Origin of the sequence: Streptomyces virginiae (assembly GCF_040638905.1) — a bacterium.
GTDB lineage: Bacteria > Actinomycetota > Actinomycetes > Streptomycetales > Streptomycetaceae > Streptomyces > Streptomyces virginiae_B.
In genome coordinates, this window is record NZ_JBEZYV010000011.1 from 137068 (window position 1) to 159948 (window position 22881).

Sequence of the window (22881 nt, forward strand, 5' to 3'; positions counted from 1 at the left end):
TCCCCGTACACGCATACGATGGATGAGGTCCACACCCAGGTCCGTACCGTCGTAGCTGAGGAGAAGACGTGGCTGACGAGCTCACCCCGGAGACCCCGGAAGAAGAGCAGCCCAAGAAGACGCACAAGCAGCGCAAGAACGGTCTGTACCCGGGCGTCAGCGACGAACTCGCCGAGAACATGCGCACCGGCTGGGCGGACACCGAGCTGCACGGTCTGGAGCCGATCGCGCAGGCCGCGCACACCGCCGCCCGGCGTGCGGCGCTGTCCGAGCGCTTCCCCGGTGAGCGCCTGGTCGTCCCCGCGGGCCGCCTGAAGACCCGCTCGAACGACACCGAGTACCCCTTCCGCGCCTCGACCGAGTACGCGTACCTCACCGGTGACCAGACCGAGAACGGCGTGCTGGTCCTGGAGCCGGCGGGCCCGACCGGGCACACCGCGACCATCTACCTGCTGCCGCGATCCGACCGGGAGAACGGCGAGTTCTGGCTGTCCGGCCAGGGCGAGCTGTGGGTCGGCCGCCGCCATTCCCTCACCGAGGCCGAGCAGCTCCTGGGCATCCCCGCCAAGGACGTCCGCGAACTCGCCGAGGCCCTCACCGAGGCCGAGGGCCCGGTGCGCAACGTGCGCGGCCACGACTCGGTCATCGAGTCGGCCCTCACCGACAAGGTGACCAAGGAGCGCGACGAGGAGCTGCGCGTCTACCTCTCCGAGGCCCGCGCCGTGAAGGACGAGTTCGAGATCGGCGAGCTGCAGAAGGCCGTCGACTCCACCGTCCGCGGTTTCGAGGACGTCGTGAAGGTCCTCGACAAGGCCGAGGCCACGTCCGAGCGCTACATCGAGGGCACCTTCTTCCTGCGCGCCCGCGTCGAGGGCAACGACGTCGGCTACGGCTCGATCTGCGCCGCCGGCCCGCACGCCTGCACCCTGCACTGGGTCCGCAACGACGGCGACGTCCGCTCCGGCGACCTGCTGCTGCTCGACGCCGGTGTGGAGACCCACTCCCTCTACACCGCCGACGTCACGCGCACGCTGCCGATCAGCGGCACGTACACCGACATCCAGCGCAAGATCTACGACGCGGTCTACGAGTCCCAGGAAGCCGGTATCGCCGCGGTGAAGCCGGGTGCGAAGTTCCGCGACTTCCACGACGCCTCCCAGCACGTGCTGGCCGAGAAGCTCGTCGAATGGGGTCTGCTGGAGGGTCCGGTCGAGCGGGTGCTGGAGCTCGGCCTGCAGCGCCGCTGGACCCTGCACGGCACCGGCCACATGCTCGGCATGGACGTCCACGACTGCGCCGCCGCGCGCACCGAGGCGTACGTGGAGGGGACGCTGGAGCCGGGCATGTGCCTCACCGTCGAGCCGGGTCTCTATTTCCAGGCCGACGACCTGACCGTGCCCGAGGAGTACCGGGGCATCGGCGTCCGGATCGAGGACGACATCCTCGTCACCGAGGACGGCAACCGGAACCTGTCGGCCGGGCTGCCCCGCACCTCGACCGACGTCGAGGCCTGGATGGCGCGCCTGAAGGGCTGACGTCCGCACGACCGGCATCGCCCCGAGGACCGGCGTCGGCGCCGGAGGTGCCGGTGGGCGGGATCCCGAACGGGATCCCGCCCACCGGCGTTCTACGACACCTTCTGCAGCGCGTCGTCGCGCCACTTCAGCATCTTGTCGAAGCTCACCACGGCGCCGCGGCCCGGCCGGTTGCGGAAACGGACGTGGTCGGACAGCTCGGCGATCAGGTGCAGGCCCCGGCCGTGCTCGGCCAGGGCGGGTCTGCAACGGGCCACCGTGGCGGGCGGGAACCCCGGACCGGAGTCGGTCACCTCGATACGGCAGCAGTCCCCGTCCAGATAGGCCGTGACGTGGTACGCCTCGGTCTCGTCCGGGATGTCGCCGCCCCCGCCGTGCTCGACCGCGTTCGCACAGGCCTCGCTCAGCGCCACCGAGAGATCGAAGGAGATGTCCGGGTCCACCCCCGCGGTCTCCATCGTCCCCAGCAGCAGTCGCCTGGCGAGCGGTACGCTCGCGGCGTCGCGCCTCAAGTGGAGAGACCACCAGATGCTCATACGGGTACCTATTGCCGCCCGCGAGGGCCCGTAAGCGCCCTTGGGCCGTACGGGACCTCATTGCGCCCGTCCGGCGGATGCGGCTCGCCCACAGGGCGGTGTATGCGCCGGCATGCGGCCCGTACCGCGCCGGCGGGAGGGCCGGACCACATCCGCAGCGGGACCGGACCTGTCGGGACCCCCTTCGCAGAGCGGGCTCATGCGGACCTTCCGGACCTGCCGTATGGAGGACATCAGCGCAGTGCGATGATGACCCGGCCATGTCTGACCCCCACGCGACGCACGCCGGAGCCGGCCTCCGGCTGATCCGGGCCGCGGTGTTCACCGCGGTCTGTGTCGTGCTGTCCGCGTCCGGGCACGCCCTGGCCTCCTGCGCCACCGTGCCCTGGTGGTCCCTGTGCATCGGCTTCCTCGCCGTCTTCGCGGTGGCTGCCCCGCTCGCGGGACGCCGCCGGACCCTGCCCGGGCTCGCCGCCGGGCTCGCCGCCGGGCAGCTCTCCCTGCACGTGCTGTTCGGCCTCGGCCAGCACAGCACCGCAGCCGCTCAGGGCCCGGGTGGCGCGTCAGACGGCTCGCTCGCGGAACTCGCCGCCCGGTTGGTGTGCGGGGGCAACTCCGTCCCGCTGAGCCCCGCCGACGCCCGCCGGATCCTGGAGGCCGCAGGCCTGGACCCGGCCGCCCTGGCAGCACAGGCCGGGCAGGTCGCGGAGCAGGGCCACGGGGCGCACGCCCACGCGGCCCGGGCCGTCACCACCGCACCCGAGACCGGTCTGTTCAGCCCGGCCATGCTGCTCGGGCACCTGCTGGCCGCGCTCGTCGCCGGCTGGTTGCTCGGCCGCGGCGACGCCGCGCTCTTCCGGCTCGTCGAACTGTCCCGGCTCACCACCGAGGCGGCCCGGGTCCGCCCGCTGCGCGCCGCACTGGCCTTCGTCCGGGCCCTCGGCACCGGACTCGGCGCGCCGGCCCGCACCCCGCGGACCGGTCGCCGGACCGAAGACGACCACGCGGCCCTCACGGGCCGGGAGGCACTCCAGCACACGGTGGTCCGCCGTGGGCCGCCCGCAGCGTTCGCCCTCGCAGCCTGACGCGGCACCCGCCTCCCCGGGACACACATCGGGGGCACCGGTGCCGCGCACTCCGCGCGCGCCCGTGCGCGGAGCAACCGCCACCACTGCTTCCGTGGAGTGTTTCTGCCATGAAGACCTTTCGCGTCTCCTTCGCCGCCGCCCTCGCCGCCGGCTCCGTGCTCGTCCTCTCCGGCACCGCCTTCGCGCACGTCGGCGTGCAGCCGGTCGGCGAGGCCGCCAAGGGCGGGTACGCGACGCTCAACTTCAAGGTCCCCAACGAGCGCGACAACGCCTCGACCACTCAGCTCGAGGTCAACTTCCCGGTCGACCAGCCCCTCACGTCCGTCATGCCGCAGGACGTCCCCGGCTGGACCGTGAACGTCGAGAAGACGAAGCTCGACAAGCCGCTGACCGTGCACGGCAAGCAGGTCAACGAGGTCGTCACCAAGGTGACCTGGTCCGGCGGAAAGATCGGCCCGGGCATGTTCCAGCAGTTCCCGGTCTCCGTCGGCAAGCTCCCCGAGAACGCCGACCAGATGGTCTTCAAGGCGATCCAGACCTACGACAACAACGAGGTCGTGCGCTGGATCGAAGAGGCCAAGGAAGGCGCCGCGGAGCCGCAGACCCCGGCACCAGTGCTGAAGCTGACCGCCGCGAAGGGCGACGACCACCACGCCGGCGCCAAGACCGACGGGGCGAAGAACGCGGAGAAGGACGCGGAGAAGGGCGTCGATGCCGGACACGGCCACGACAAGGCCGCCGACGACCACGGCTCCGACGCCACTGCGCGCGCCCTCGGCATCGCGGGCATCGTCATCGGACTCGGCGGTGTCGCCTTCGGCGTCGCATCGCGCCGACGCTCCGTCTGACCTGCCACGCCCCGGGGCGCTGTCGCTCGTACCGCCCAGCATCCCTACATCCCCGATCCCAGGGACATCTCTCCATGCGCACCACACGTATGACGGCTGCCGCGCTCCTCGCCGCGGCCGTACTGACCCTGACCGCCTGCGGCGACGCTGAACCCGTCAAGAGCAGCGGGGTCACCCAGATCGCCGGCGGTCAGAGCGGCGGCAAGGCCGCCACCGTTCTGGACCGCCCCTTCAACAAGCCGGAGCTCGTCCTGACGGACACCACCGGCAAGCCGTGGAACCTCCGCGAGCAGACCAAGGGCAAGCCGACGCTCATTTACTTCGGCTACACCAACTGCCCCGACGTGTGCCCGCTGACGATGAGCAACATCGCCGTCGCCAAGAAGAACCTCCCGAAGGAGGACCAGGACAACCTCCGGGTCGTCTTCGTCACCACGGACCCCGAACGGGACACCCCCGAGTCCCTCGGCTCCTGGCTCAAGGCGCAGGACCCGTCCTTCATCGGACTCACCGGGGACTTCGCGACCATCCAGGCCGCCGCCCGAACCCTCGGCATCGGCATCGATCCCGCCAAGAAGGAGGCCGACGGCGGCGTCGTCTCCATGCACGGCGCGCAGGTCATCGCGTTCTCGCCCAAGACCGACGAGGGCTACGTCCTCTACGGCGAGGGCACGACCGTCGACAACTACGCCAAGGACCTGCCGAAGCTCATCAAGGGGGAGAACCCGTGAACACCCGCACCATCCGCACCCTCGCCGCCGCCCTCTCCCTGACGTCAGCGCTCGCCATATCCGGCTGCTCCGGCGACAGCGAGCCGCAGATGACCGTCAGCGGCGCCTTCATGCCGCAGCCGGTCAACGACAAGATGGCCGGAGCCTTCATGGTCATCAGCAACCCCACCGAGACCCCCGACAAGCTCACCGGTGCCACCTCCCCGCTCTCCGACGACCTCCAGATCCACGAGACCATGGACCAGAAGATGCAGCAGGTCCAGTCGATGGACGTGCCGGCGGACGGCGAGCTCCGGCTGGAGCGCGGCGGCAACCACATCATGTTCATGGGGCTCAAGAGCACTCCCAAGGTCGGCGACAAGGTCACCGTCGAGCTCCGCTTCGAGAAGGCCGGCTCCGTCAAGGTCGAGCTGGACGTGAAGGAACGCACGTACAACGCGCAGGCCCCGACATCCACGGCCCACAGCGGCCACTGACGGACCGAGGACTGACACGCCATGACGGCCGCCGCCCCCGCCCCCTCCACGGCCCGCGCCCGTGCCACGGCATTGCTGCCACGGCTCGCGCTGGTCCTCGCAGCCCTGCTGGCGACCCTGTTCACCGCGGCCACACCGGCCACGGCGCACGCCGCACTCACCGCGAGCGACCCCACGGACGGGGCGGTGGTCGCCACGGCGCCCGCCCAGGTCACCCTCTCCTTCTCGGAGCAGGTCGCCATGGGCGACGACTCGATCCGCGTCCTCGACCCCCAGGGCAGGCGGGTGGACACCGGTGAGCTCCGCGACATGTGCAGCGGGAACACCGTCCGCTACGGCACCGCCCTGCACTCCGGCCTGCCCAACGGCACTTACACCGTCGCCTGGCAGGCCGTCTCCGCCGACAGCCACCCGATCTCCGGCGCGTTCACCTTCTCCATCGGCGCGCCTTCGGCCACCGAGGTCTCCCTCCCCACCACGACGGCGGGCGGCGGACCGGTCGGGATCGCCTACGGCATCACCCGCTACGCCGCCTACGCCGGCTTCACCGTTCTGGTGGGCGGCGCGGCCTTCATCCTGCTGTGCTGGCGCCGGGGCGCCGCGGAGCGGCCGCTCCAGAAGCTCGTCGTGCGGGCGTGGGTGACCCTGACCGCCGCCACCCTGGCGATGCTGGTGCTCCGGACTCCGTACACAGGGTCCGGCCGGTTCGCCGACGCCTTCGACCTGGACGGGCTCAGGGCGGTCCTGGAGACCAAGACGGGCGCGTCGCTCGTGTCCCGTCTGCTCCTGCTGGGCGCGGCCGCCCTCTTCGTCGCGGTCCTCTTCGGGGTGTACGCACGCCGCCAGCTGAACCCCGGGGGCGCGGAAGAGGACAAGGACACAGGCGACCTCACCTTCGGCCTCGCCATCGGCGGCGCCGTGGTCGCCGGCGGCATCGCTGCCACCTGGGCCCTCTCCGAGCACGCGTCCACCGGTATCCAGCCCGGCCTCGCCATGCCGGCCGACATCCTGCACATGCTGGCCGTCGCCACCTGGCTCGGCGGGCTCTCCGCGCTGCTCGTCGCCCTGCACCAGGTCCCCGGGATCGAGCGCCGGGCGGTGCAGCGGTTCTCCCGGGTCGCCTTCGTCAGCGTCGTGGTCCTGGCCGTCACCGGCGTCTACCAGGCCTGGCGTCAGACCGGCAGCTGGTCCGCCCTCACGGGTACCGAGTACGGGCGGCTGCTGATCCTCAAGGTCGCCCTGGTCGCTGTCCTCCTCGGCGTCGCCCACCTGTCCCGCAAGTGGACCGCCCGGCTCGCGGAGGCTCCGGAGGCCCCCGAAGAGGCTGCCTCGGAAGCGGGCCGACAGGCGGCCGCGGGCGTCGATGTTTCACGTGAAACATCGCCCGTCGCCGCGACCGTCCCCGCGGACCCGGAGCGTGCCGCCCAGCTCGCCCGGCAGCGTGCCGCCCTGGAGAGCGCACGCGAGAAGCGGGCGCGTGACGCGGACCCGGGCCGTGCCGGTCTGCGGCGCTCGGTCCTGGTAGAGGCGGCGATCGCCGTGGTCCTGCTCGTCGTGACCACTGTCCTGACGAGCACCGAGCCCGGGCGCGCCGTCGAGCAGGAGGTGGCCCGCGGCTCCAGTTCCACCGTGGTCCCCGACCGCGCGGTGAAGATCACCCTGCCGTTCGACACCGGCGGCCAGAACGGCAAGGGGTCGGTCCGGCTCGAACTCGATCCGGGCCGGGTCGGCGCCAACACCCTGCACCTCTGGGCGGACAGGGACGACGGACAGCCCTTCGACCTCCCCGAGATCAAGGTCGCGTTCACCCTGCCGGCCAAGGACATCGGCCCCCTGCCCGTCGTGCCCGACCAGGCCGCCCCCGGGCACTGGACCGCATCCGGCGTGCAACTGCCGCTCGCCGGCGAATGGCGCATCGACGTGACCGTCCGTACGTCCGACATCGACCAGACCACCGTCCACAAGACCGTGAAGATCGGCTGACCAGCGTGACCGAGAGCAACCCCGACATCGAGATCTCCCGGCGCCGGCTGCTGGGCACCGTCGGCGCCGCGGGCGCCGCCGGACTGGCCCTCGGCGGCGCGAGCGGCGCCCTCGCGCACTCCGCGCTCGCCAGCTCCGGGCGCGGCTCCGCCCCCGGAGCGGCCGGGAGCCTCTCCTCCCTCGGAGCCACCCAGGTGGCGTTCCACGGGGACCATCAGGCCGGCATCACCACACCCCTACAGGCCAAGGGGCACGTCGTCGCCTTCGATCTGGCCCCGGGAGCGGGCCGCACCGAGGCTGCCGCGCTGCTGCGACGCTGGTCCGACACCGCACGGCGGCTCATGGCGGGCGAGACCGCCCCGACCGCCGACAGCGGTATCGCCCTCGACGCCGGGCCGTCCTCCCTCACCGTCACCTTCGGTTTCGGGCACTCCTTCTTCGAGCGCACGGGTCTCAGCACCCGCCGGCCCACCGCCCTCGATCCGCTGCCCGACTTCTCGTCCGACCGGCTCGACGCCCAGCGCAGCAACGGCGACCTGTGGGTCCAGATCGGCGCGAACGACGGACTCGTCGCCTTCCATGCCCTGCGCGCACTCCAGAAGGACGCCGGGGACGCCGCGCGCGTCCGCTGGCAGATGAACGGTTTCAACCGGTCCCCCGGAGCCACCGGCACGCCGATGACCGCCCGCAACCTCATGGGGCAGGTCGACGGCACCGGCAACCCCAAGCCCTCCGAGCCCGACTTCGACAAGCGGATCTTCGTACCCGCGGCGGGTCCGGGGCCCGCGGAGCACGCCTGGATGGGCGGGGGCTCGTACGCCGTCGTGCGGCGCATCCGGATGCTCCTCGACGACTGGGACAAGCAGTCCCTCGCGCAGCAGGAGCAGGTCATCGGCCGGACGAAGGCCACCGGCGCCCCGCTGACGGGTGGTGGGGAGACCACCGAGATGGCGCTCGACAAGATCGGCGCCGACGGCAAGCCCGTCATCCCGTCCAACGCCCACGCCCGTATCTCGGCCCCTGAGCAGAACGGCGGGGCGGCCATGCTGCGGCGTCCCTTCTCCTTCCATGACGGGATCGGCCCCGACGGCGCTCCCGACGCGGGGCTGCTGTTCATCTGCTGGCAGGCCGACCCGCTGCGCGGGTTCGTGCCCGTACAGCGCAAGCTCGACCGCGGCGACGCGCTGTCGGCGTTCATCCGGCACGAGTCGAGCGGGCTGTACGCGGTTCCGCCCGGCCCGCGCAGCGGCGAGTACGTGGGCCAGCGGCTGCTCGAAGGGTGAACAGCACCGCGGTGGCCGGCACCCCGGCATTAGGCTGATCGCATGTCAGCCACCCGCTTCACGTATCTCGGTCCCGAGGGCACCTTCACGGAGGCCGCCCTGCGCACCCTGCCGGAAGCCGCGACCCGGGAACTCGTCCCGATGGTGTCGGTCCCGGCTGCCCTGGACGCCGTGCGGGGCGGCGAGGCAGCGGCCGCGCTCGTCCCGATCGAGAACTCGGTGGAGGGCGGGGTCACGGCCACCCTCGACGAGCTGGCTTCGGGCGAGCCGCTGATGATCTACCGCGAGGTGCTGCTGCCCATCGCGTTCGCGCTGCTCGTACGGCCGGGGACCGCCCTGTCGGACGTGAAGACCGTCACCGGGCACCCGGTCGCCCAGCCCCAGGTACGGAACTGGCTGCGGGCTAACCTGCCCGATGCGGTGTGGGAGTCGGCGGCGTCGAACGCCGACGGTGCCCGGCTGGTCCAGGAGGGGCGTTTCGACGCCGCCTTCGCGGGCGAGTTCGCCGCCGCCACCTACGGCCTGGTCCCGCTGGTCACCGAGATCCACGACGCGGAGAACGCCGAGACGCGGTTCGTGCTGGTGGGACGCCCCGCGCGGCCGGCCGCACCGACGGGCGCGGACAAGACGTCCGTGGTGCTGTGGCTCGGCGACGACCATCCCGGTGCGCTGCTGGAGCTCCTCCAGGAGTTCGCGGTCCGCGGGGTGAACCTGATGCTGATCCAGTCCCGTCCGACCGGACAGGGCATCGGCAACTACTGCTTCGCCGTCGACGCGGAGGGCCACATCTCGGACCGGCGGGTCAGCGAGGCGCTCATGGGTCTCAAGCGGACCTGTCCGCAGGTCCGCTTCCTCGGCTCCTACCCGCGTGCCGGTGTCGCTCAGAGTGACGTCCGCTCTCCGCGGGCCGGAACCTCCGATGGCGACTTCACGGCTGCCTCCGACTGGTTGGCGCGCTGCCTCGACGGCCGGGCGTAGCACCGTCCCTTGTCCACAGAGTTATCCACAGGCGGAGATGCAGACCTGGGGACAAGTCGACAGAGCGGCGCGACAGGTCGACATATCGGTCCGGGAGTCAGGTTTCACGCGGGGAAGCGGTAGGTGAACGCCGTCACCTCCGCATAGCCGTTCAACTCTTTGGAGCGAGTCATTCCCACCCGAATGAGTGTGTGAGGGTGGTTTGGACCCTGATTCGCCTCGGACATCCGCCGATCAGGAATGATCTATTCCTGTGTCCACAGAGGCAACCCACAGCCTGTGGATAAGCTCCGGACGGTCACAATTCCTGTGGACAAGAACCCTCTCCCGTCCTGCTCAGGGTCCGCCCCGGAGCCGGCAGTGTGCCCCTTTTCAGGGAATGGGCCCGCTTTTATTGACACCCCGAGAAGGGTCACTTCCGGTCAGCGATCAAGACTTATCTATTCGTTGCAATTGGGACATAGCGACACGCAGCGTGATATCGGTGTGATCCCAGGAAGCCCAGCCCGGTAGCCTGGTGGGGTGATTGACCTCCGGCTGCTCCGTGAAGACCCTGACCGTGTCCGCGCCTCGCAGCGCGCTCGTGGAGAGGACGTCGAACTCGTCGACGCCCTGCTCTCCGCGGACGAGCGCCGCAGGTCCTCCGGCATGCGCTTCGACGAACTGCGCAATGAGCAGAAGTCGCTCGGCAAGCTCATCCCGAAGGCCTCCCCGGAGGAGCGGGCGGAACTGCTGAAGAAGGCCGAGCAGCTCAAGCAGGACGTCAAGGCCGCCGAGGCCGAGCAGAACGAGGCCGACGAAGCCGCCAAGCGCCTTCTCCTCCAGCTCGGCAACATCGTCCACGAGGACGTGCCGGTCGGCGGCGAGGAGGACTTCACCGTCCTGGAGACGCACGGCACCATCCGCGATTTCGCCGCCGAGGGCTTCGAGCCCAAGGACCACCTGGAACTCGGCGAAATGCTGGGCGCCATCGACGTCGAGCGCGGCGCCAAGGTCTCGGGCTCGCGGTTCTACTACCTGACCGGTGTCGGCGCCCTGCTGGAGCTGGCGCTGGTCAACGCCGCCATCGCCCAGGCCACCGAGGCCGGTTTCATCCCGATGCTGACCCCGGCGCTGGTCCGCCCGCGGGCCATGGAGGGCACCGGCTTCCTCGGCCAGGCCGCCGAGAACGTCTACCACCTGGAGAAGGACGACTACTACCTGGTCGGCACCTCCGAGGTCCCGCTCGCCGCGTACCACATGGACGAGATCATCGAGGGCGACAAGCTGCCGCTGCGGTACGCCGGCTTCTCCCCGTGCTTCCGCCGTGAGGCAGGGACGTACGGCAAGGACACCCGCGGCATCTTCCGCGTTCACCAGTTCGACAAGGTCGAGATGTTCTCGTACGTCGCGCCGGAGGACGCCGAGGCCGAGCACCAGCGGCTCCTGGAATGGGAGAAGCAGTGGCTGACCAGCCTGGAGCTGCCGTTCCAGGTGATCGACGTCGCCACCGGTGACCTGGGCGCCTCCGCCTCGCGCAAGTTCGACTGCGAGGCGTGGATCCCCACCCAGGGCAAGTACCGCGAGCTGACCTCCGCGTCGAACTGCGACAGCTTCCAGGCCCGCCGCCTGTCGATCCGCTACCGCGACGGCAAGAAGACCCAGCCGCTGTCCACGCTGAACGGCACCCTGTGCGCGGTGCCGCGCACGATCGTCGCCATCCTCGAGAACCACCAGCTGGCCGACGGTTCCGTGCGGGTGCCCCAGGCACTCCGTCCGTACCTCGGCGGTCGCGAGGTCCTGGAGCCGATCAACAAGTGAGCCCGGCCCCGTTCCCGTACAAACTCGTCGCTACCGACCTCGACGGCACGCTGCTGCGTGGCGACGACACCGTCTCGGAACGCACCCGTGAAGCGCTCGCCGCGGCCACCGCGGCGGGCGCGGCCCACATCATCGTCACCGGCCGCGCGGTGCCCTGGACCCGGCACGTACTCGACGATCTCGGCTACAAGGGGATCGCCGTCTGCGGACAGGGGGCCCAGGTCTACGACGCGGGTGCGCACCGGCTGCTGACCTCGGTGACGCTGGACCGGCAGCTGGCCGGGCTGGCGCTCTCGAAACTGGAGGCAGAGGTCGGTCCGCTGGCCCTCGCCGCCAGCCGGGACGGGGTCGACGGGGAAGTCCTGTTCGGGCCCGGCTACCAGGTGCAGGAGGGCCTTCCGGCCCTCCACCTGGAGGACACCGCCGCGGTGTGGACTGCTCCGCTCAACAAGCTCTACATCCAGCACCCGGAGCTGGACGACGACCAGCTCGTCAAGGTGGCCCGGGGGGCCGTGGGCAGCCTGGTCGACGTGGTCATGGCGGGTCCCGGCATAGTCGAGATACTGCCCCTGGGCCTGACGAAGGCCACAGGCCTGTCCCTGGCCGCGCGCCGGCTCGGGGTGAAGGCGGCGGAGACGATCGCTTTCGGCGACATGCCGAACGACATCCCGATGTTCGGCTGGGCCGCTCGCGGAGTGGCCATGGCCAATGCGCATCCGGAGCTCAAGGCGGTGGCCGACGAGGTGACGACCTCCAACGAGGAGGACGGGATCGCGGTCGTGCTGGAGCGTCTGATGGGCGCCGCATAGCGCGCAGGACGTACGAGAGGTCCGGGGCAGCCCGCGCCAGAAGGCGCGCTCGAAGTGGCTGCCCCGGACCTTTTGTTGCTCCCCGCACGACTCACTCTGCCCCGGCCGCATGGCCCCTTACCAGCGAATTTCCGCGCATCAGCCGTGAACCCGGCGGCGCCTCCAGTAGGCGACGGCGAGCACGCCCAGCAACGGCCCCCACAGCAGCAGTGGTGCGTAGCTCAGGTTGAAGATCCACAGGGCGAGTCCGGTGGGCGCGTCGGGGTTCGCGGCATTGACCTCGTTCCACGTCACGGCGCCGAGGCAGGTGATGGCGGTGAGCGCGAGTGCGCCCAGCGCGGCGGGAACCACCGCCACCAGCGGGTGGATCCGACGGCCGCCCAGCAGGGGGAGCCGGCGGGGCAGCTCCTCGCCCCAGCGCCGGACCAGACCGAGGCTCAACAGGCCCAGGGCTTCCTGCAGGCCGGTGACGAGGACGAGGACCAGGGATTCCCGGCCCGGGTAGTACGAGTGGTGCAGATCGCTGCCCGGACCCCAGCCCATGGGGACGCCGGCCGCGATCGCGAGCCGCCACACACAGCTGGGGAGGACGGTCAGCGAGGCGAGCGTGGCGAGCCGGCGCAGCCACGGGGAGACCCCGGGTACGGCGTCCAGTGCCCGTGCGGCGGATGTGGTGGTCGGTGTCATCGTCCAAGTCCTGTCCGGGAGGGTGGGTTTGGCGGCTCCAGCCTCGTCGGCCCCGGCTGCGCGAGCCATCCGCCGATCAGCAGGCCGGGCGGCGCCGCCGGGCGGGGCGGATCTGCCGAACGGCGGATGGCCGGCCATCGGCGTGCGCTCGTAGGGTCGGTCCATGAGCGTCAACCTCCGTGCCATATGGGCCCCGTTGCTGGCTTCGGCCGCGCTCGCAGGCATCACCGCCACCGTCCTTGGCGTGCCCGCGACGTGGCTGCTCGTCTGGGCGGGCTTGCTGCTCCTGCTGCTCGCCCTGGCGGCCCGCTGGTCACCGGTGCGTTCGGGGGCCATCGCCGGTGGGCTGGGCGTGGTCGCGGTCTCGGTGTGGCCGGTGCCGCTGGTGTGGGAGACCGGTTCGTGGCTGGATCTCTGCGGCGTGGCCGGCTTCTGGGCCGTCCCTGCGCTCGGAGCCGCACTGGCCGGCGGTTACCTGCGCCGCCAGGCGACCCGGATGGAGCAGGCCGTACGGGATGCCCGGCGCGACCAGCAGCTGGAACTGGCCCGGGACCTGCACGACTTCGTGGCGCATGACGTGAGCGCCATCGTGGTGCAGGCGCAGGCCGCGAGGTTCGTGGCCGAGCAGGACCCCGGGCAGGCGGTCCGCGCGCTGGAGCGGATCGAGGCGGCGGGGCTGAGCGCGCTGGCGTCGATGGACCGCACCGTGCACGCGCTGCAGGAGGCCGCGGGCGGACCGACGGCTCCCGTTCCGGGGCTGGCACAGCTGCCGGAGCTGGTGGCGCGGTTCGAGGGCGGAGCCCTGGACGCCGACCCCGTCGCGATGAGGGAGCTGTCGAGGGAGGCGGACACCACCGCCTACCGGGTGGCCGTCGAGGCGCTGACGAACGTACGCCGGCACGCGCCCGGAGCGGCCGTGGTCCGGGTCGCCGTACGCCGGGCCGGCGCGGGCACCGAGCTGAGCGTGACCAACTCCGCGGCTGCCCGCGGCGGGGTCGTGTTGCTGGCCCGCCGCCGGCGGGGCGGTACCGGCCTGGCCGGTCTGCGCGCGCGGGTGGAGGCGGCGGGCGGAACCCTGAGGGCCGGAGCGGACGAGAACGGCGGGTGGCGGGTTTGCGCCGTCTTCCCGGCGCAGGAGAACACCCCCGGGTGATCATGGCGGCGTGACCACACGCATCCTGATAGCCGACGACCAAGAGGACATCCGCAGCGGCTTCCGGCTGATCCTCGACTCGCAGCCGGACATGACCGTCGTGGGGGAGGCGGCGGACGGCGAGAGCGCGGTGGCGCTGGCCCGCCAGCTGCGGCCCGACGTGGTGCTCGCCGACATCCGGATGCCGCGGCTCGACGGGCTGGAGGTGACCCGTCTGCTAACGCCCGAGACGCGGGTGGTGGTCGTGACCACCTTCGACCTCGACGAGTACGTGCACACCGCGCTGCGCAACGGGGCCTGCGGCTTCCTGCTGAAGCGGTCCGGACCGGCGCTGCTGATCGAGGGCGTACGGGCCGCTATGGCGGGGGACACCCTGATCAGTCCACAAATCACGGTGCGACTGCTGAGTCGGCTGACGCAGCCCGCTCCGGCCGCACGGCCGAGGGCCCATCCGCTGACGGAGCGGGAGCTGGACATCGTACGGCTGGTGGCGCGGGGGCTCACCAATGCCGAAATCGGCGCGGAACTGTTCATCACCGCGGGCACCGCCAAAACCCACATCGCGAACGTCCAGGCAAAGACCGGGGCTCGGAACCGGGTGGGGATCGCCGCATGGGCATGGGAGCACGGCGTCGTGAAAGCGGAGGCCCACTAGTCACGTTTCACGTGAAACGGGGCTTTGTTTCGTGAAACGGGGCCTTGTTTCACGTGAAACAACGTGGCGGGTGAGAGGCCAGGACAGCAGTCCGACGGCGAGCGCGATGGCGTGGCCGAGGTCGGTGAAGGTACCGCCGGTGGCGAGGGGAATCCCGAAGAAGGCGATCGCGCCGACCAGGTAGATCCATCTCCAGGGGCTGGGGAGCCGGTAGGTGAGGACACCGATGGAGGCCGCGAGTCCATAGCTGACGCCGATGTCGACGACATGGGTCATGCTGCGCGGGGCGCGGTGGTCCTGGATGGCCGTCAGAAGGACCTTCTGACTGATCAGCGTGGCGACGACATGGGCGGTGACCACGATCACGAACCAGCGCAGGGTTCCGATCCAGCGTTCGACGGAAGCGTGGAACACCTCGAAGAGCACGGCGTAGAGAGCCAGTGAGGCAGGGTTCACGATCCAGAACGCGCTGCTGATGAGTGCTCGGACGGGATGCTGGACGAGCTGGTGGATGTTGCTGCTGTTGCGATGGAGCAGGACGCGATCCACCTGGTCGGGGGCTATCGCCACGATGACGCTGGTCACGGCGATGATCAGAAGCCAGATGTGCGTTCCGGGCGAGGAACGTATCCAGGACCGCAGGGGCCGGGAAGGCTCCGGGTCGGTTCTCTCGCTCATGCACCGATGATGACCCGCAAAGCGGTGCCCCGCCTGGCCGATGGGCCGGGCGGGGCACGGTTGCGCGAGTGAAGCGGCTGGGCCTACTCCTCGCCGGCCAGCGTGAGGCGGCGCAGCTTCTGGCCCGCGTAGACCGTGGCTCCGACGGTGACCACGACGAGCAGCACCGAGGCGGTGGGCAGGCCCACCGTGGCGTCGACGTAGCCCTGTCCGGCCACCTTTTCGGCCAGGGCCAGGGCCCACTGCTGAACGCTGAGGGTCTTGGCGCCCGAGACGAGGCTGCCGAAGAGCGACTCCCAGATCAGGGCGTAGACCAGGCCGAAGACGACCGCGTGCCGGCTGACCGTGCCCAGCAGCAGGAACAGCGCGCTGTAGGCGATCGAGGCCACGAGCGCGGCGATCGTGTAGGCGACGGCGATCTGCTGGCCGTTGCCGTTCAGGATGAATCCGGCGATCAGGGTGGGGATCGCGGAGAAGGCCATGGTGACGGCGATGGCCACGATCAGCTTGGTCATGATGATCGTCGGCCGCTTCACCGGCTTCGCCAGCAGGTAGACGATGGAGCCGTCGTCGATCTCGGGACCGATGGCGCCGGTGCCGGCGATTACACCGATCAGCGGGACCATGGTGGCGAGGGCGAAGCCTCCGAGCAGGTCCGCCGCGACCTTGTCGTCCACACCCGTGAAGGCGCGGACGGCGATGGCGATGACGATCAGCAGGGCGGGGAGCGCGAAGAGGATCAGTGCGCGGCGCCGGCCGAGCAGGGCCCGGTAGGTGAGCCGGGCGACGGTGGGGTTGTACATGGGTGCCAGCTCCTTTCAGGCCGTGACGAGGTAGGAGAAGACCGACTCGAGGGACTCGTCGGAGGGCGAGACCGTCAGCAGCCGAATGTCGTGCTGTCGGGCCACCACGGGCAGCAGTTCGGTGAAGCGGCCGAAGTCGACGGCCTGGATGCGCAGGGCGCCCTCCTTCAGGTCGACCTCGATGCCGGCCGTGGAGGGGTCGGCGATCAGGGCCGCTGCGAGGGCCCGGTCGTCGGAGGAGCGGACGAGGTAGCGGTGCGGGCGGTCCGTCATCAGGCGGCGGATCTTGCGGAAGTCACCGGAGGCGGCGTGCCGTCCGGCCACGACCACCTCGATGTGCGAGGCGAGCTGCTCGACCTCCTCCAGGATGTGGGAGGAGAACAGGACGGTGCGTCCTTCGGCCCCCATGCGGCGCAGCAGGTCCATCAGCTGCATCCGCTGCCGGGGGTCCATTCCGTTGAACGGCTCGTCCAGGAGCAGCACGGACGGGTCGTGGACGAGGGCGGACGCCATCTTCACGCGCTGGCGCATGCCCTTGGAGTAGGTGGAGATCTTGCGGTCCTGCGCGTACTCCATTTCGACGGTGGCCAGTGCGCGCTGCGCGGCCGCGTCGTCGAGGCCGTGGAGCTCGGCGTTGGCGACGACGAACTCACGGCCGGTGAGGAAGTCGTACATCGCCTCGCGCTCGGGCACGACGCCCACGTGCTTGTAGATCTGCTCGTTGCGCCAGATCGGAGCGCCGTCGAGGGTGACGGTGCCCGTGGAGGGGGCGAGGAAGCCGCCCATCATGTTGATGAGCGTGGACTTGCCCGCGCCGTTGGGGCCCAGCAGTCCCGTGACGCCGGGGCCGATGCGCATGGTCACGTCGTTGACGGCGACGACGTTCCCGAACCAGCGGGAGGTGTGGTCGATGTCGATGGTGGTCACAGCCCGGCCTTCCGGTAGCGGGCCATCAGGGCGGCGTAGGAGCCGGCGATCAGGCCGAGGGCGACGAGCAGGTAGACGAAGCCGATGCCGGCCGAGGGGCCCTCACCGCCGGGGAAGGCGGAGGTGGCGCCGAGGAACGCGGTCTGAACACCGTCGATCAGGGTGATCGGGGAGAACAGGCCCAGCCAGTCGATGGCTCCCGTGTTTCCGGTGCTGTAGGCGATGCCCTGTACCGCGGTGACCGCCCCGTAGGGAATCAGGAGCACCGCGATGATCGCCGCGACGCCGAACCCGCGCCGCGGGGTCAGCGCGGCCATCACCAGGCCGATCCCGGAGAAGAGCAGCGACAGCAGCACAACCGACACCAGTCCTTGCCCGAATCCCTTGGTCTGGTCGGCGAAGTCGAACTTCGCCAGGAGCGCGCCGATCCACATGATCAGCAGCGGGGTCGCGGTGAGGATGAACATGGCCGAGGCCATGGCCGCGTACTTGGCGACGACATAGTCGACGCGCTCGATGGGCCGCGAGAAGTAGAGCGGTACCGTCTTGAAGCGCAGGTCACGCGAGACGGACTGCGGGGCCTGGGAGGCGAGGTAGAGGCCGATGACCACCTGGGTGGTCAGGGCGTACGTCGTGTACTTGATCGGCAGGTCCGTGGAGCCGGGCACCGCGATGGCCACCGCGACGATGATCAGCGCCGGAACGCACATCACCGCGAAGAGCAGCATCGGGAGGACCTTGGACTTGGCGGACCGGCCGAGCCCGTAGGCGCCGCGCAGAGACTGCGAGAACAGCGACTTGCGGGCGTAGGCACGGCCGAGCCGCGGTCCGTCGTAGGACCGGTAGCCGATGTTGTGGATCTGTGTCGACGTCTCAGGCGCCATCGGAACCGGCTCCCTTCTGCTGAGCGGTGTACGCGGGCTGGTCGTTGTCGCGGAAGACCTCCGCGATGTGGTGGCGGCGCTGTTCCATGCGGACCAGGCCGATGCCCAGCTCGGCGACGGTGTCGCGGATGGTGTCGTAGGTGTGCTCGCCGGTGGCCTCGACGAGGAGGATGTGGCCGGCTCCGGGCAGGCCCTGCTCCGCGCCGACGTGCAGGGCGATGCCCGCCTCGGCGAGTGCCTTGCGCAGGGCGGCGGTGCCGTCCGGGTGGGCGTCGGAGTCGGTGACCTCGACCGCGAGGGTCGTGGTGGTCTGGGTGAAGTCGCTGGTGGAGCTGGAGCGCAGCAGCTTGCCGCCGTCGACGACCACGACGTGGTCGCAGGTCCGCTCGAGCTCGCCGAGGAGGTGCGAGGTGACCAGGACGGAGATGCCGAAGTCGGTGTAGACGCGGCGGATCAGGCCGAGCATCTCGTCGCGCCCGACCGGGTCCAGGCCGTTGGTCGGCTCGTCGAGGAGGACCAGCTGGGGGTCGTGGACGAGTGCCTGGGCGAGCTTGACGCGCTGCTTCATGCCCGTGGAGTAGCCGCCGATGGGGCGGTAGCGCTCCTCGTACAGCCCGACGTGGCGCAGGGTGTCGGCGGTGCGCTCGCGGGCCGCGGTCGGCGGCAGCCCGGACATGCGCGCCATGTGGACGACGAACTCGGTGGCCGAGACGTCGGGTGGCAGACAGTCGTGCTCGGGCATGTACCCGACGCGTTCACGGATGGCGCTGCCATGCGTTTTGACGTCGAGGCCGAGCACGGCGGCGCTGCCCTCGGTGGCGGGGGACAGTCCCAGCAGAATCTTGATCAGCGTGGACTTGCCGGCTCCGTTGGCGCCCACGAGCCCGGTCACGCCGGGTCCGATGTCCAGGGAGAGCCGGTCGAGGGCGGTCACTCGGGGGTACCGCTTGCTCAGGCTTTCAGTCGCGATGACAGTCACGGCTCCGACGTTAGTGGCGTGGCTCTTGCCAGGCGTCAGACCTGGAGCTGGATCCCGTCTCCGCCTTCCGGCGTACATACCCGTACTGGAGGCTGATGTGGACCGGACAACTTTGTCCACAGGTCCGTGCACGACCCTTGACGTGATCTCCGCTCATTGTCACATTCATCAGTGTCAACTTACGGGCGCGTACGGCTCTACGGATGGACGGCTGACATGGCTGGGGACACCAGGCAACGCACCGCGCGACACCCGGGACGGCACTCCGGGCGGCCCTCCGCCGAGCTGAGCGGGTTCAGAGAGGTGCAGCGCCTCTCGTACGAGTGCGCCGAGGCGGTCGCGGCCCAGCTGCGGCCCGGGGTGACCGAGCGCGAGGCCGCGCGCATGCAGCGGGAGTGGCTGCGCGACCGCGGGGTCCGGGACTGGTTCCACCTGCCGTTCGCCTGGTTCGGGGACCGCACCGCCTTCGCGAACTTCCGCATCCCGCTGCAGTTCTTCCCGACGAACCGGCGGCTGGAGCCGGGGATGCCGTTCATCCTGGACATGGCGCCGGTCTACAAGGGCTTCTCGGCGGACATCGGCTACTCGGGCAGCCTGGGCCTGAATCCGGTACAGGACCGGCTCATGTCCGATCTTCGGGCGCACCGGACGCTGATCCTGGAGCAGGTGCGGGAGCGCCGCTCCCTGCGCGAGATCTACGAGGACGTCGAGCGGCTGATGACCCGGCAGGGGTACGCCAACCGGCACCGCGCCTACCCCTTCGGCGTGATCGCCCACAAGATCGACCGGGTCAAGGAGCGGCGCTGGTCGCCGACGGCGTTCGGTTTCGGCACGCAGTCCCTCAAGGGGCTGGCCAGTGACGCCCTGCACGGGCACCGTGAGGGCTGGTCCCCGCTGTGGAGCCCCTACCAGTTCTCCGACCACCCGCCGCAGCCCGGCCTGTGGGCGGTGGAGCCACACCTGGGCTTCCGGGGCACCGGCGCGAAGTTCGAGGAGATCCTCGTGGTCACCGACTCCCGGGACCCCGAGGAGAGCGCCTTCTGGCTGGACGACGATCTGCCGCACGTGCGGCGCTGGGCCGAGGAGGAGAAGGCAGCATGAGCGGCGTGAGCGGAGCAGGAGCGGCGGAACTCGCGGGTGCGCGGGAGCACTGGGTGCGCACCGGCGGGATCGAGTTGTGCGTGGTCGAGCTCGGCGAGAGGGGCCGCCCGACCGTACTGCTGGTGCACGGCTACCCCGACAGCAAGGAAGTCTGGACGGAGGTCGCCGAGCGGCTCGCGTCGCGCTTCCACGTGGTGCTCTACGACGTGCGCGGCCACGGGCGCTCCACCGCGCCGCAGCCGTTGCGCGGCGGCTTCACCCTGGAGAAGCTGACCGACGACTTCCTGGCGGTGGCGGACGCGGTCAGTCCGGACCGTCCGGTGCACCTGGTGGGCCACGACTGGGGGTCCGTACAGGGTTGGGAGTTCGCGACGGTCGGCCGTACGGAGGGGCGGATCGCGTCCTTCACCTCGATGTCGGGGCCCTCCCTGGACCACCTCGGGCACTGGATCAAGAAGCGAATGTCGCGGCCGACCCCGCGGGCGGCGGCGCAGCTCCTCGCCCAGGGCGCCAAGTCCTGGTACGTCTACATGCTGCACACCCCCGTGCTGCCGGAGCTCGCCTGGCGCGGGCCTCTCGGCAAGCGGTGGCCCAAGGTGCTGCAACGCGTCGAGAAGGTGCCGGCCGGCTCCTACCCGACGGCCTCGCTTCCCTCGGACGCGGCGCACGGCGCCTGGCTCTACCGCGACAATGTGCGGCCGCGGCTGCGCCGGCCGCGCTCCGACGCCTACGCCCACGTACCGGTGCAGCTGATCACTCCGACCGGGGACGCGTTCCTGTCCGAGCGGCTCTACGACGGTCTGGAGCGGTGGGCCCCGGACCTGCTGCGGCGGACCCTGCCGGCCAAGCACTGGATCCCCCGGACCCGGCCCGACCAGCTGGCCTCCTGGATCGCGGAATTCGTCATGTCCCGTCAGGAGCCGGCCGCCCGGGCACCTCAGCAGAAGGCCCCGGCCAAGTATGCCGACCGCTTCGGCGGCCAGCTGGTCCTGGTCACCGGCGCGGCCAGCGGCATCGGCCGGGCCACCGCCTTCGCCTTCGCCGAGGCGGGAGCACGGGTGGTGGCCGGGGACCGCGACGCGGAGGGCGCGGCGCGCACGGCCGACATGGCCCGACTCGTCGGCGCCTCCGAGGCGTGGGCCGAGTGCGTCGACGTCAGCGACGAGCAGGCGATGGAGAAACTGGCGGCGAAGGTCGCCGCCGAGTACGGAATCGTCGACGTCCTGGTCAACAACGCCGGCATCGGTCTGTCCGGCGCCTTCCTCGACACCACCGCCGAGGACTGGAGGAAAGTCTTGGACGTCAATCTGTGGGGTGTCATCCACGGCTGCCGGATCTTCGGGAAGCAGATGGCGGAGCGCGGCCAGGGCGGGCACATCGTCAACACGGCGTCCGCCGCGGCCTATCTGCCCTCCCGCACCCTGCCCGCCTACAGCACCTCGAAGGCCGCGGTGCTGATGCTGTCGGAGTGCCTGCGCGCGGAGCTCGCCTCGAAGTCCATCGGGGTCTCCGCGATCTGCCCCGGCATCGTCAACACCAACATCACCGCCACCTCGCGCTTCGCCGGTGTGGACGAGGCGGAGGAGAAGCGCCGCCAGGAACGCTCCTCACGGCTCTACGGCCTGCGCAACTTCCCGCCGGAGAAGGTGGCCGACGCGATCCTGCGCGCCGTGGTCCGCAACGAGGCGGTCGTACCGGTCACGCCCGAGTCCAAGGGCGCCCTGTGGATGTCCCGTTTCGCGCCGCACGCCCTGCGGCGCATCGCACGAGTGGAGCCCAAGTTGTGAGCGGGGGCCCGTATCCGGCCTCGCCCACGTGGAGAGAGCCCGGCACGGCCATATCCCGCTACTTCCGGCGGTCGTACCATCCCTCGCAGGAGGGCTCGCTGCGCAGGGCGGTCGAGTACCTTGCGGCTTCACCTGCCGCCCGGGCCGCAGCCGGCGCGGTCGGCCGAGCCGCCATGTCGTAGGGAGCCGGGATTGTCCGATCAGGCGGTAGCCGAGTACCGGATCGAGGATCTGGCGCACCACAGCGGAGCGACGGTGCGCACGATCCGCGCGTACCAGGACCGCGGGCTGCTGCCCAAGCCGGAGCGGCGGGGCCGCTCCAACGTCTACCGGGACACGCATCTGGCGCGGCTGCGGCAGATCGCCGACCTGCTGGACCGGGGCTACACCCTGGCCTCCATCAAGGAGCTGCTGGAGGCCTGGGACGCGGGGCGCGGCCTGGGCGGCGTACTGGGGCTGGTCGCCGAGGTGCACGGGCCGTGGACCGACGAGGAGGCGGCCCGGATCAGCCGGGACGAGCTGAACGAACGGTTCGGCGGCCTGCCGGACGACGACGCGGTGGGCGAAGCCTGCGAGCTGGGCGTGCTGGAGCGGATCCCGGGGCGCCCGGACCAGTTCCTGGTGCCGTCCCCGCAGGAGCTGGCGGTAGCCGCCGAGCTGTACGCGGCCGGGGTGCCGCTCGCGGCGATCACCGGTCACCTCCGGGAACTGCGCGGCCAGGTGGAGCACATCGCCTCGCGGTTCCTGGAGTTCACCACCGAGCACGTCTTCGCGCGCTACCTCGGGCAGGTGCCGCCCACGGACGCGGACGCAGCGGAGGCGGCGACGATGGTGCGGCGGCTGCGGCCGCTTGCGCAGCAGACCGTGGACGCGGAGCTGGCGCGGGCGATGCGGCTCTTCGCCACCCGGCACCTCCAGCGGCACCTCGGAGCGGCCGCCACCCCGCAGCCGACGGGGGCCTCGCCGGTCGCGCTGCCGGCCGGGACGGTACGGGCGGTGCAGGAGCTGGTCGGCGCCGAACACGTGGCGGAGTTCGTACGGGCCGCGACGGAGCGGGAGCTCCAGGCCCGGACGATGAACGACCTGGCGAGCCGGGCGGGCCGGTAGCGCCTGAACGGAATTGGTCCACAGGTTCCACAGGGCGGATCACGCGTTTGCCG

At 70.8% G+C, this 22881-nt stretch carries 22 protein-coding genes and 1 pseudogene; 16 read left to right on the forward strand and 7 right to left on the reverse strand.

The genetic code is table 11. From position 1 onward, the window contains the following. Positions 1-68 precede the first annotated feature (68 nt). The gene (locus AB0F82_RS18140) at positions 69-1535 is read left to right on the forward strand and encodes an aminopeptidase P family protein (protein WP_356811091.1); all 1467 of its coding nucleotides are present in this window, start codon (positions 69-71) and stop codon (positions 1533-1535) included. 92 nt (positions 1536-1627) lie between these two features. On the opposite strand, the gene AB0F82_RS18145 is transcribed toward AB0F82_RS18140, so the two are convergent. Then, positions 1628-2071 carry an ATP-binding protein gene (locus tag AB0F82_RS18145; protein ID WP_356811092.1) on the reverse strand — a complete coding sequence of 148 codons (444 nt, stop codon included), beginning with the start codon at positions 2069-2071 and terminating at the stop codon, positions 1628-1630. A gap of 260 nt (positions 2072-2331) precedes the next feature. Here AB0F82_RS18145 and AB0F82_RS18150 point away from each other — a divergent pair, with 260 nt between their 5' ends. The 9 genes from AB0F82_RS18150 to AB0F82_RS18190 all read left to right on the forward strand — a co-directional run bounded on the left by AB0F82_RS18150 (position 2332) and on the right by AB0F82_RS18190 (position 12067). Then, complete coding sequence (locus AB0F82_RS18150; protein WP_362628605.1) at positions 2332-3156, forward strand: hypothetical protein; 825 nt, start codon at positions 2332-2334, stop codon at positions 3154-3156. A gap of 110 nt (positions 3157-3266) precedes the next feature. Continuing rightward, entirely contained in the window at positions 3267-4007 is a 741-nt protein-coding gene (locus AB0F82_RS18155; protein WP_362628608.1) for a YcnI family copper-binding membrane protein, read from the forward strand. A gap of 74 nt (positions 4008-4081) precedes the next feature. Next, positions 4082-4738: an SCO family protein gene (locus AB0F82_RS18160; protein WP_362628610.1), complete on the forward strand. Its 657-nt coding sequence runs from the start codon at positions 4082-4084 to the stop codon at positions 4736-4738. After that, positions 4735-5214, forward strand: coding sequence for a copper chaperone PCu(A)C (locus tag AB0F82_RS18165; protein WP_362628613.1), 480 nt, complete (start codon positions 4735-4737; stop codon positions 5212-5214). Before AB0F82_RS18160 ends, AB0F82_RS18165 begins: the two co-directional genes overlap by 4 nt. Positions 5215-5235: 21 nt before the next feature. Then, a complete protein-coding gene (locus AB0F82_RS18170) occupies positions 5236-7197 on the forward strand; it encodes a copper resistance CopC/CopD family protein (protein WP_362628616.1) in 1962 nt (653 codons plus the stop codon). Next, positions 7194-8480: an iron uptake transporter deferrochelatase/peroxidase subunit gene (gene efeB / locus AB0F82_RS18175; RefSeq protein ID WP_436842112.1), complete on the forward strand. Its 1287-nt coding sequence runs from the start codon at positions 7194-7196 to the stop codon at positions 8478-8480. Before AB0F82_RS18170 ends, efeB begins: the two co-directional genes overlap by 4 nt. A 42-nt stretch (positions 8481-8522) precedes the next feature. Next, complete coding sequence (pheA, locus tag AB0F82_RS18180) at positions 8523-9458, forward strand: prephenate dehydratase (protein ID WP_030026448.1); 936 nt, start codon at positions 8523-8525, stop codon at positions 9456-9458. A 522-nt stretch (positions 9459-9980) separates the two neighbouring features. Beyond that, on the forward strand, positions 9981-11258 hold the full coding sequence (serS, locus tag AB0F82_RS18185; protein WP_362628622.1) for a serine--tRNA ligase: 1278 nt from the start codon (positions 9981-9983) through the stop codon (positions 11256-11258). Next, positions 11255-12067, forward strand: a complete 813-nt coding sequence (locus AB0F82_RS18190; protein ID WP_362628625.1) for an HAD family hydrolase — start codon at positions 11255-11257, stop codon at positions 12065-12067. The genes serS and AB0F82_RS18190 overlap by 4 nt, the downstream gene beginning before the upstream one ends. A gap of 138 nt (positions 12068-12205) precedes the next feature. Here the strand turns inward: AB0F82_RS18190 and AB0F82_RS18195 are convergent, their stop codons facing one another. Then, a complete protein-coding gene (locus AB0F82_RS18195) occupies positions 12206-12754 on the reverse strand; it encodes a hypothetical protein (RefSeq protein ID WP_362628628.1) in 549 nt (182 codons plus the stop codon). A gap of 163 nt (positions 12755-12917) precedes the next feature. On the opposite strand from AB0F82_RS18195, the gene AB0F82_RS18200 reads away from it, so the two are divergent. Continuing rightward, on the forward strand, positions 12918-13907 hold the full coding sequence (locus AB0F82_RS18200) for a sensor histidine kinase (protein WP_356815346.1): 990 nt from the start codon (positions 12918-12920) through the stop codon (positions 13905-13907). A 10-nt stretch (positions 13908-13917) separates the two neighbouring features. Beyond that, positions 13918-14562, forward strand: coding sequence for a response regulator transcription factor (locus AB0F82_RS18205; RefSeq protein WP_362628631.1), 645 nt, complete (start codon positions 13918-13920; stop codon positions 14560-14562). Here the strand turns inward: AB0F82_RS18205 and AB0F82_RS18210 are convergent, their stop codons facing one another. From AB0F82_RS18210 to AB0F82_RS18230, 5 genes are all read right to left on the reverse strand, one after another. Further along, positions 14563-15240, reverse strand: a complete 678-nt coding sequence (locus AB0F82_RS18210) for a rhomboid-like protein (RefSeq protein WP_362628634.1) — start codon at positions 15238-15240, stop codon at positions 14563-14565. Positions 15241-15323: 83 nt separating this feature from the next. Next, positions 15324-16043: an ABC transporter permease gene (locus tag AB0F82_RS18215; RefSeq protein ID WP_356815343.1), complete on the reverse strand. Its 720-nt coding sequence runs from the start codon at positions 16041-16043 to the stop codon at positions 15324-15326. A gap of 15 nt (positions 16044-16058) precedes the next feature. Further along, positions 16059-16970, reverse strand: a complete 912-nt coding sequence (locus AB0F82_RS18220; RefSeq protein WP_362628637.1) for an ABC transporter ATP-binding protein — start codon at positions 16968-16970, stop codon at positions 16059-16061. Further along, entirely contained in the window at positions 16967-17854 is an 888-nt protein-coding gene (locus AB0F82_RS18225; RefSeq protein ID WP_356815341.1) for an ABC transporter permease subunit, read from the reverse strand. Before AB0F82_RS18225 ends, AB0F82_RS18220 begins: the two co-directional genes overlap by 4 nt. Beyond that, a complete protein-coding gene (locus AB0F82_RS18230) occupies positions 17844-18833 on the reverse strand; it encodes an ABC transporter ATP-binding protein (RefSeq protein ID WP_362628640.1) in 990 nt (329 codons plus the stop codon). Before AB0F82_RS18230 ends, AB0F82_RS18225 begins: the two co-directional genes overlap by 11 nt. Before the next feature lie 216 nt (positions 18834-19049). On the opposite strand from AB0F82_RS18230, the gene AB0F82_RS18235 reads away from it, so the two are divergent. The 4 genes and pseudogenes from AB0F82_RS18235 to AB0F82_RS18250 all read left to right on the forward strand — a co-directional run bounded on the left by AB0F82_RS18235 (position 19050) and on the right by AB0F82_RS18250 (position 22828). After that, entirely contained in the window at positions 19050-19934 is an 885-nt protein-coding gene (locus tag AB0F82_RS18235; RefSeq protein WP_362628643.1) for a M24 family metallopeptidase, read from the forward strand. Next, on the forward strand, positions 19931-21721 hold the full coding sequence (locus AB0F82_RS18240; RefSeq protein WP_362628646.1) for an SDR family oxidoreductase: 1791 nt from the start codon (positions 19931-19933) through the stop codon (positions 21719-21721). Before AB0F82_RS18235 ends, AB0F82_RS18240 begins: the two co-directional genes overlap by 4 nt. 23 nt (positions 21722-21744) lie before the next feature. Continuing rightward, positions 21745-21903: pseudogene (locus AB0F82_RS18245) on the forward strand (metal-dependent hydrolase); the annotation flags it as partial. A 10-nt stretch (positions 21904-21913) separates the two neighbouring features. Further along, positions 21914-22828, forward strand: coding sequence for a MerR family transcriptional regulator (locus AB0F82_RS18250; protein ID WP_356815337.1), 915 nt, complete (start codon positions 21914-21916; stop codon positions 22826-22828). Positions 22829-22881 lie beyond the last annotated feature (53 nt).

Bases quoted from the DNA above. Each gene is read 5' to 3' on its own strand.
- AB0F82_RS18145 (WP_356811092.1), bottom strand. From the start codon at position 2,071: ATGAGCATCTGGTGGTCTCTCCACTTGAGGCGCGACGCCGCGAGCGTA.
- AB0F82_RS18150 (WP_362628605.1), top strand. From the start codon at position 2,332: ATGTCTGACCCCCACGCGACGCACGCCGGAGCCGGCCTCCGGCTGATC.
- AB0F82_RS18155 (WP_362628608.1), top strand. From the start codon at position 3,267: ATGAAGACCTTTCGCGTCTCCTTCGCCGCCGCCCTCGCCGCCGGCTCC.
- AB0F82_RS18160 (WP_362628610.1), top strand. From the start codon at position 4,082: ATGCGCACCACACGTATGACGGCTGCCGCGCTCCTCGCCGCGGCCGTA.
- AB0F82_RS18170 (WP_362628616.1), top strand. From the start codon at position 5,236: ATGACGGCCGCCGCCCCCGCCCCCTCCACGGCCCGCGCCCGTGCCACG.
- pheA (WP_030026448.1), top strand. From the start codon at position 8,523: ATGTCAGCCACCCGCTTCACGTATCTCGGTCCCGAGGGCACCTTCACG.
- AB0F82_RS18195 (WP_362628628.1), bottom strand. From the start codon at position 12,754: ATGACACCGACCACCACATCCGCCGCACGGGCACTGGACGCCGTACCC.
- AB0F82_RS18200 (WP_356815346.1), top strand. From the start codon at position 12,918: ATGAGCGTCAACCTCCGTGCCATATGGGCCCCGTTGCTGGCTTCGGCC.
- AB0F82_RS18210 (WP_362628634.1), bottom strand. From the start codon at position 15,240: ATGAGCGAGAGAACCGACCCGGAGCCTTCCCGGCCCCTGCGGTCCTGG.
- AB0F82_RS18215 (WP_356815343.1), bottom strand. From the start codon at position 16,043: ATGTACAACCCCACCGTCGCCCGGCTCACCTACCGGGCCCTGCTCGGC.
- AB0F82_RS18225 (WP_356815341.1), bottom strand. From the start codon at position 17,854: ATGGCGCCTGAGACGTCGACACAGATCCACAACATCGGCTACCGGTCC.
- AB0F82_RS18235 (WP_362628643.1), top strand. From the start codon at position 19,050: ATGGCTGGGGACACCAGGCAACGCACCGCGCGACACCCGGGACGGCAC.
- AB0F82_RS18240 (WP_362628646.1), top strand. From the start codon at position 19,931: ATGAGCGGCGTGAGCGGAGCAGGAGCGGCGGAACTCGCGGGTGCGCGG.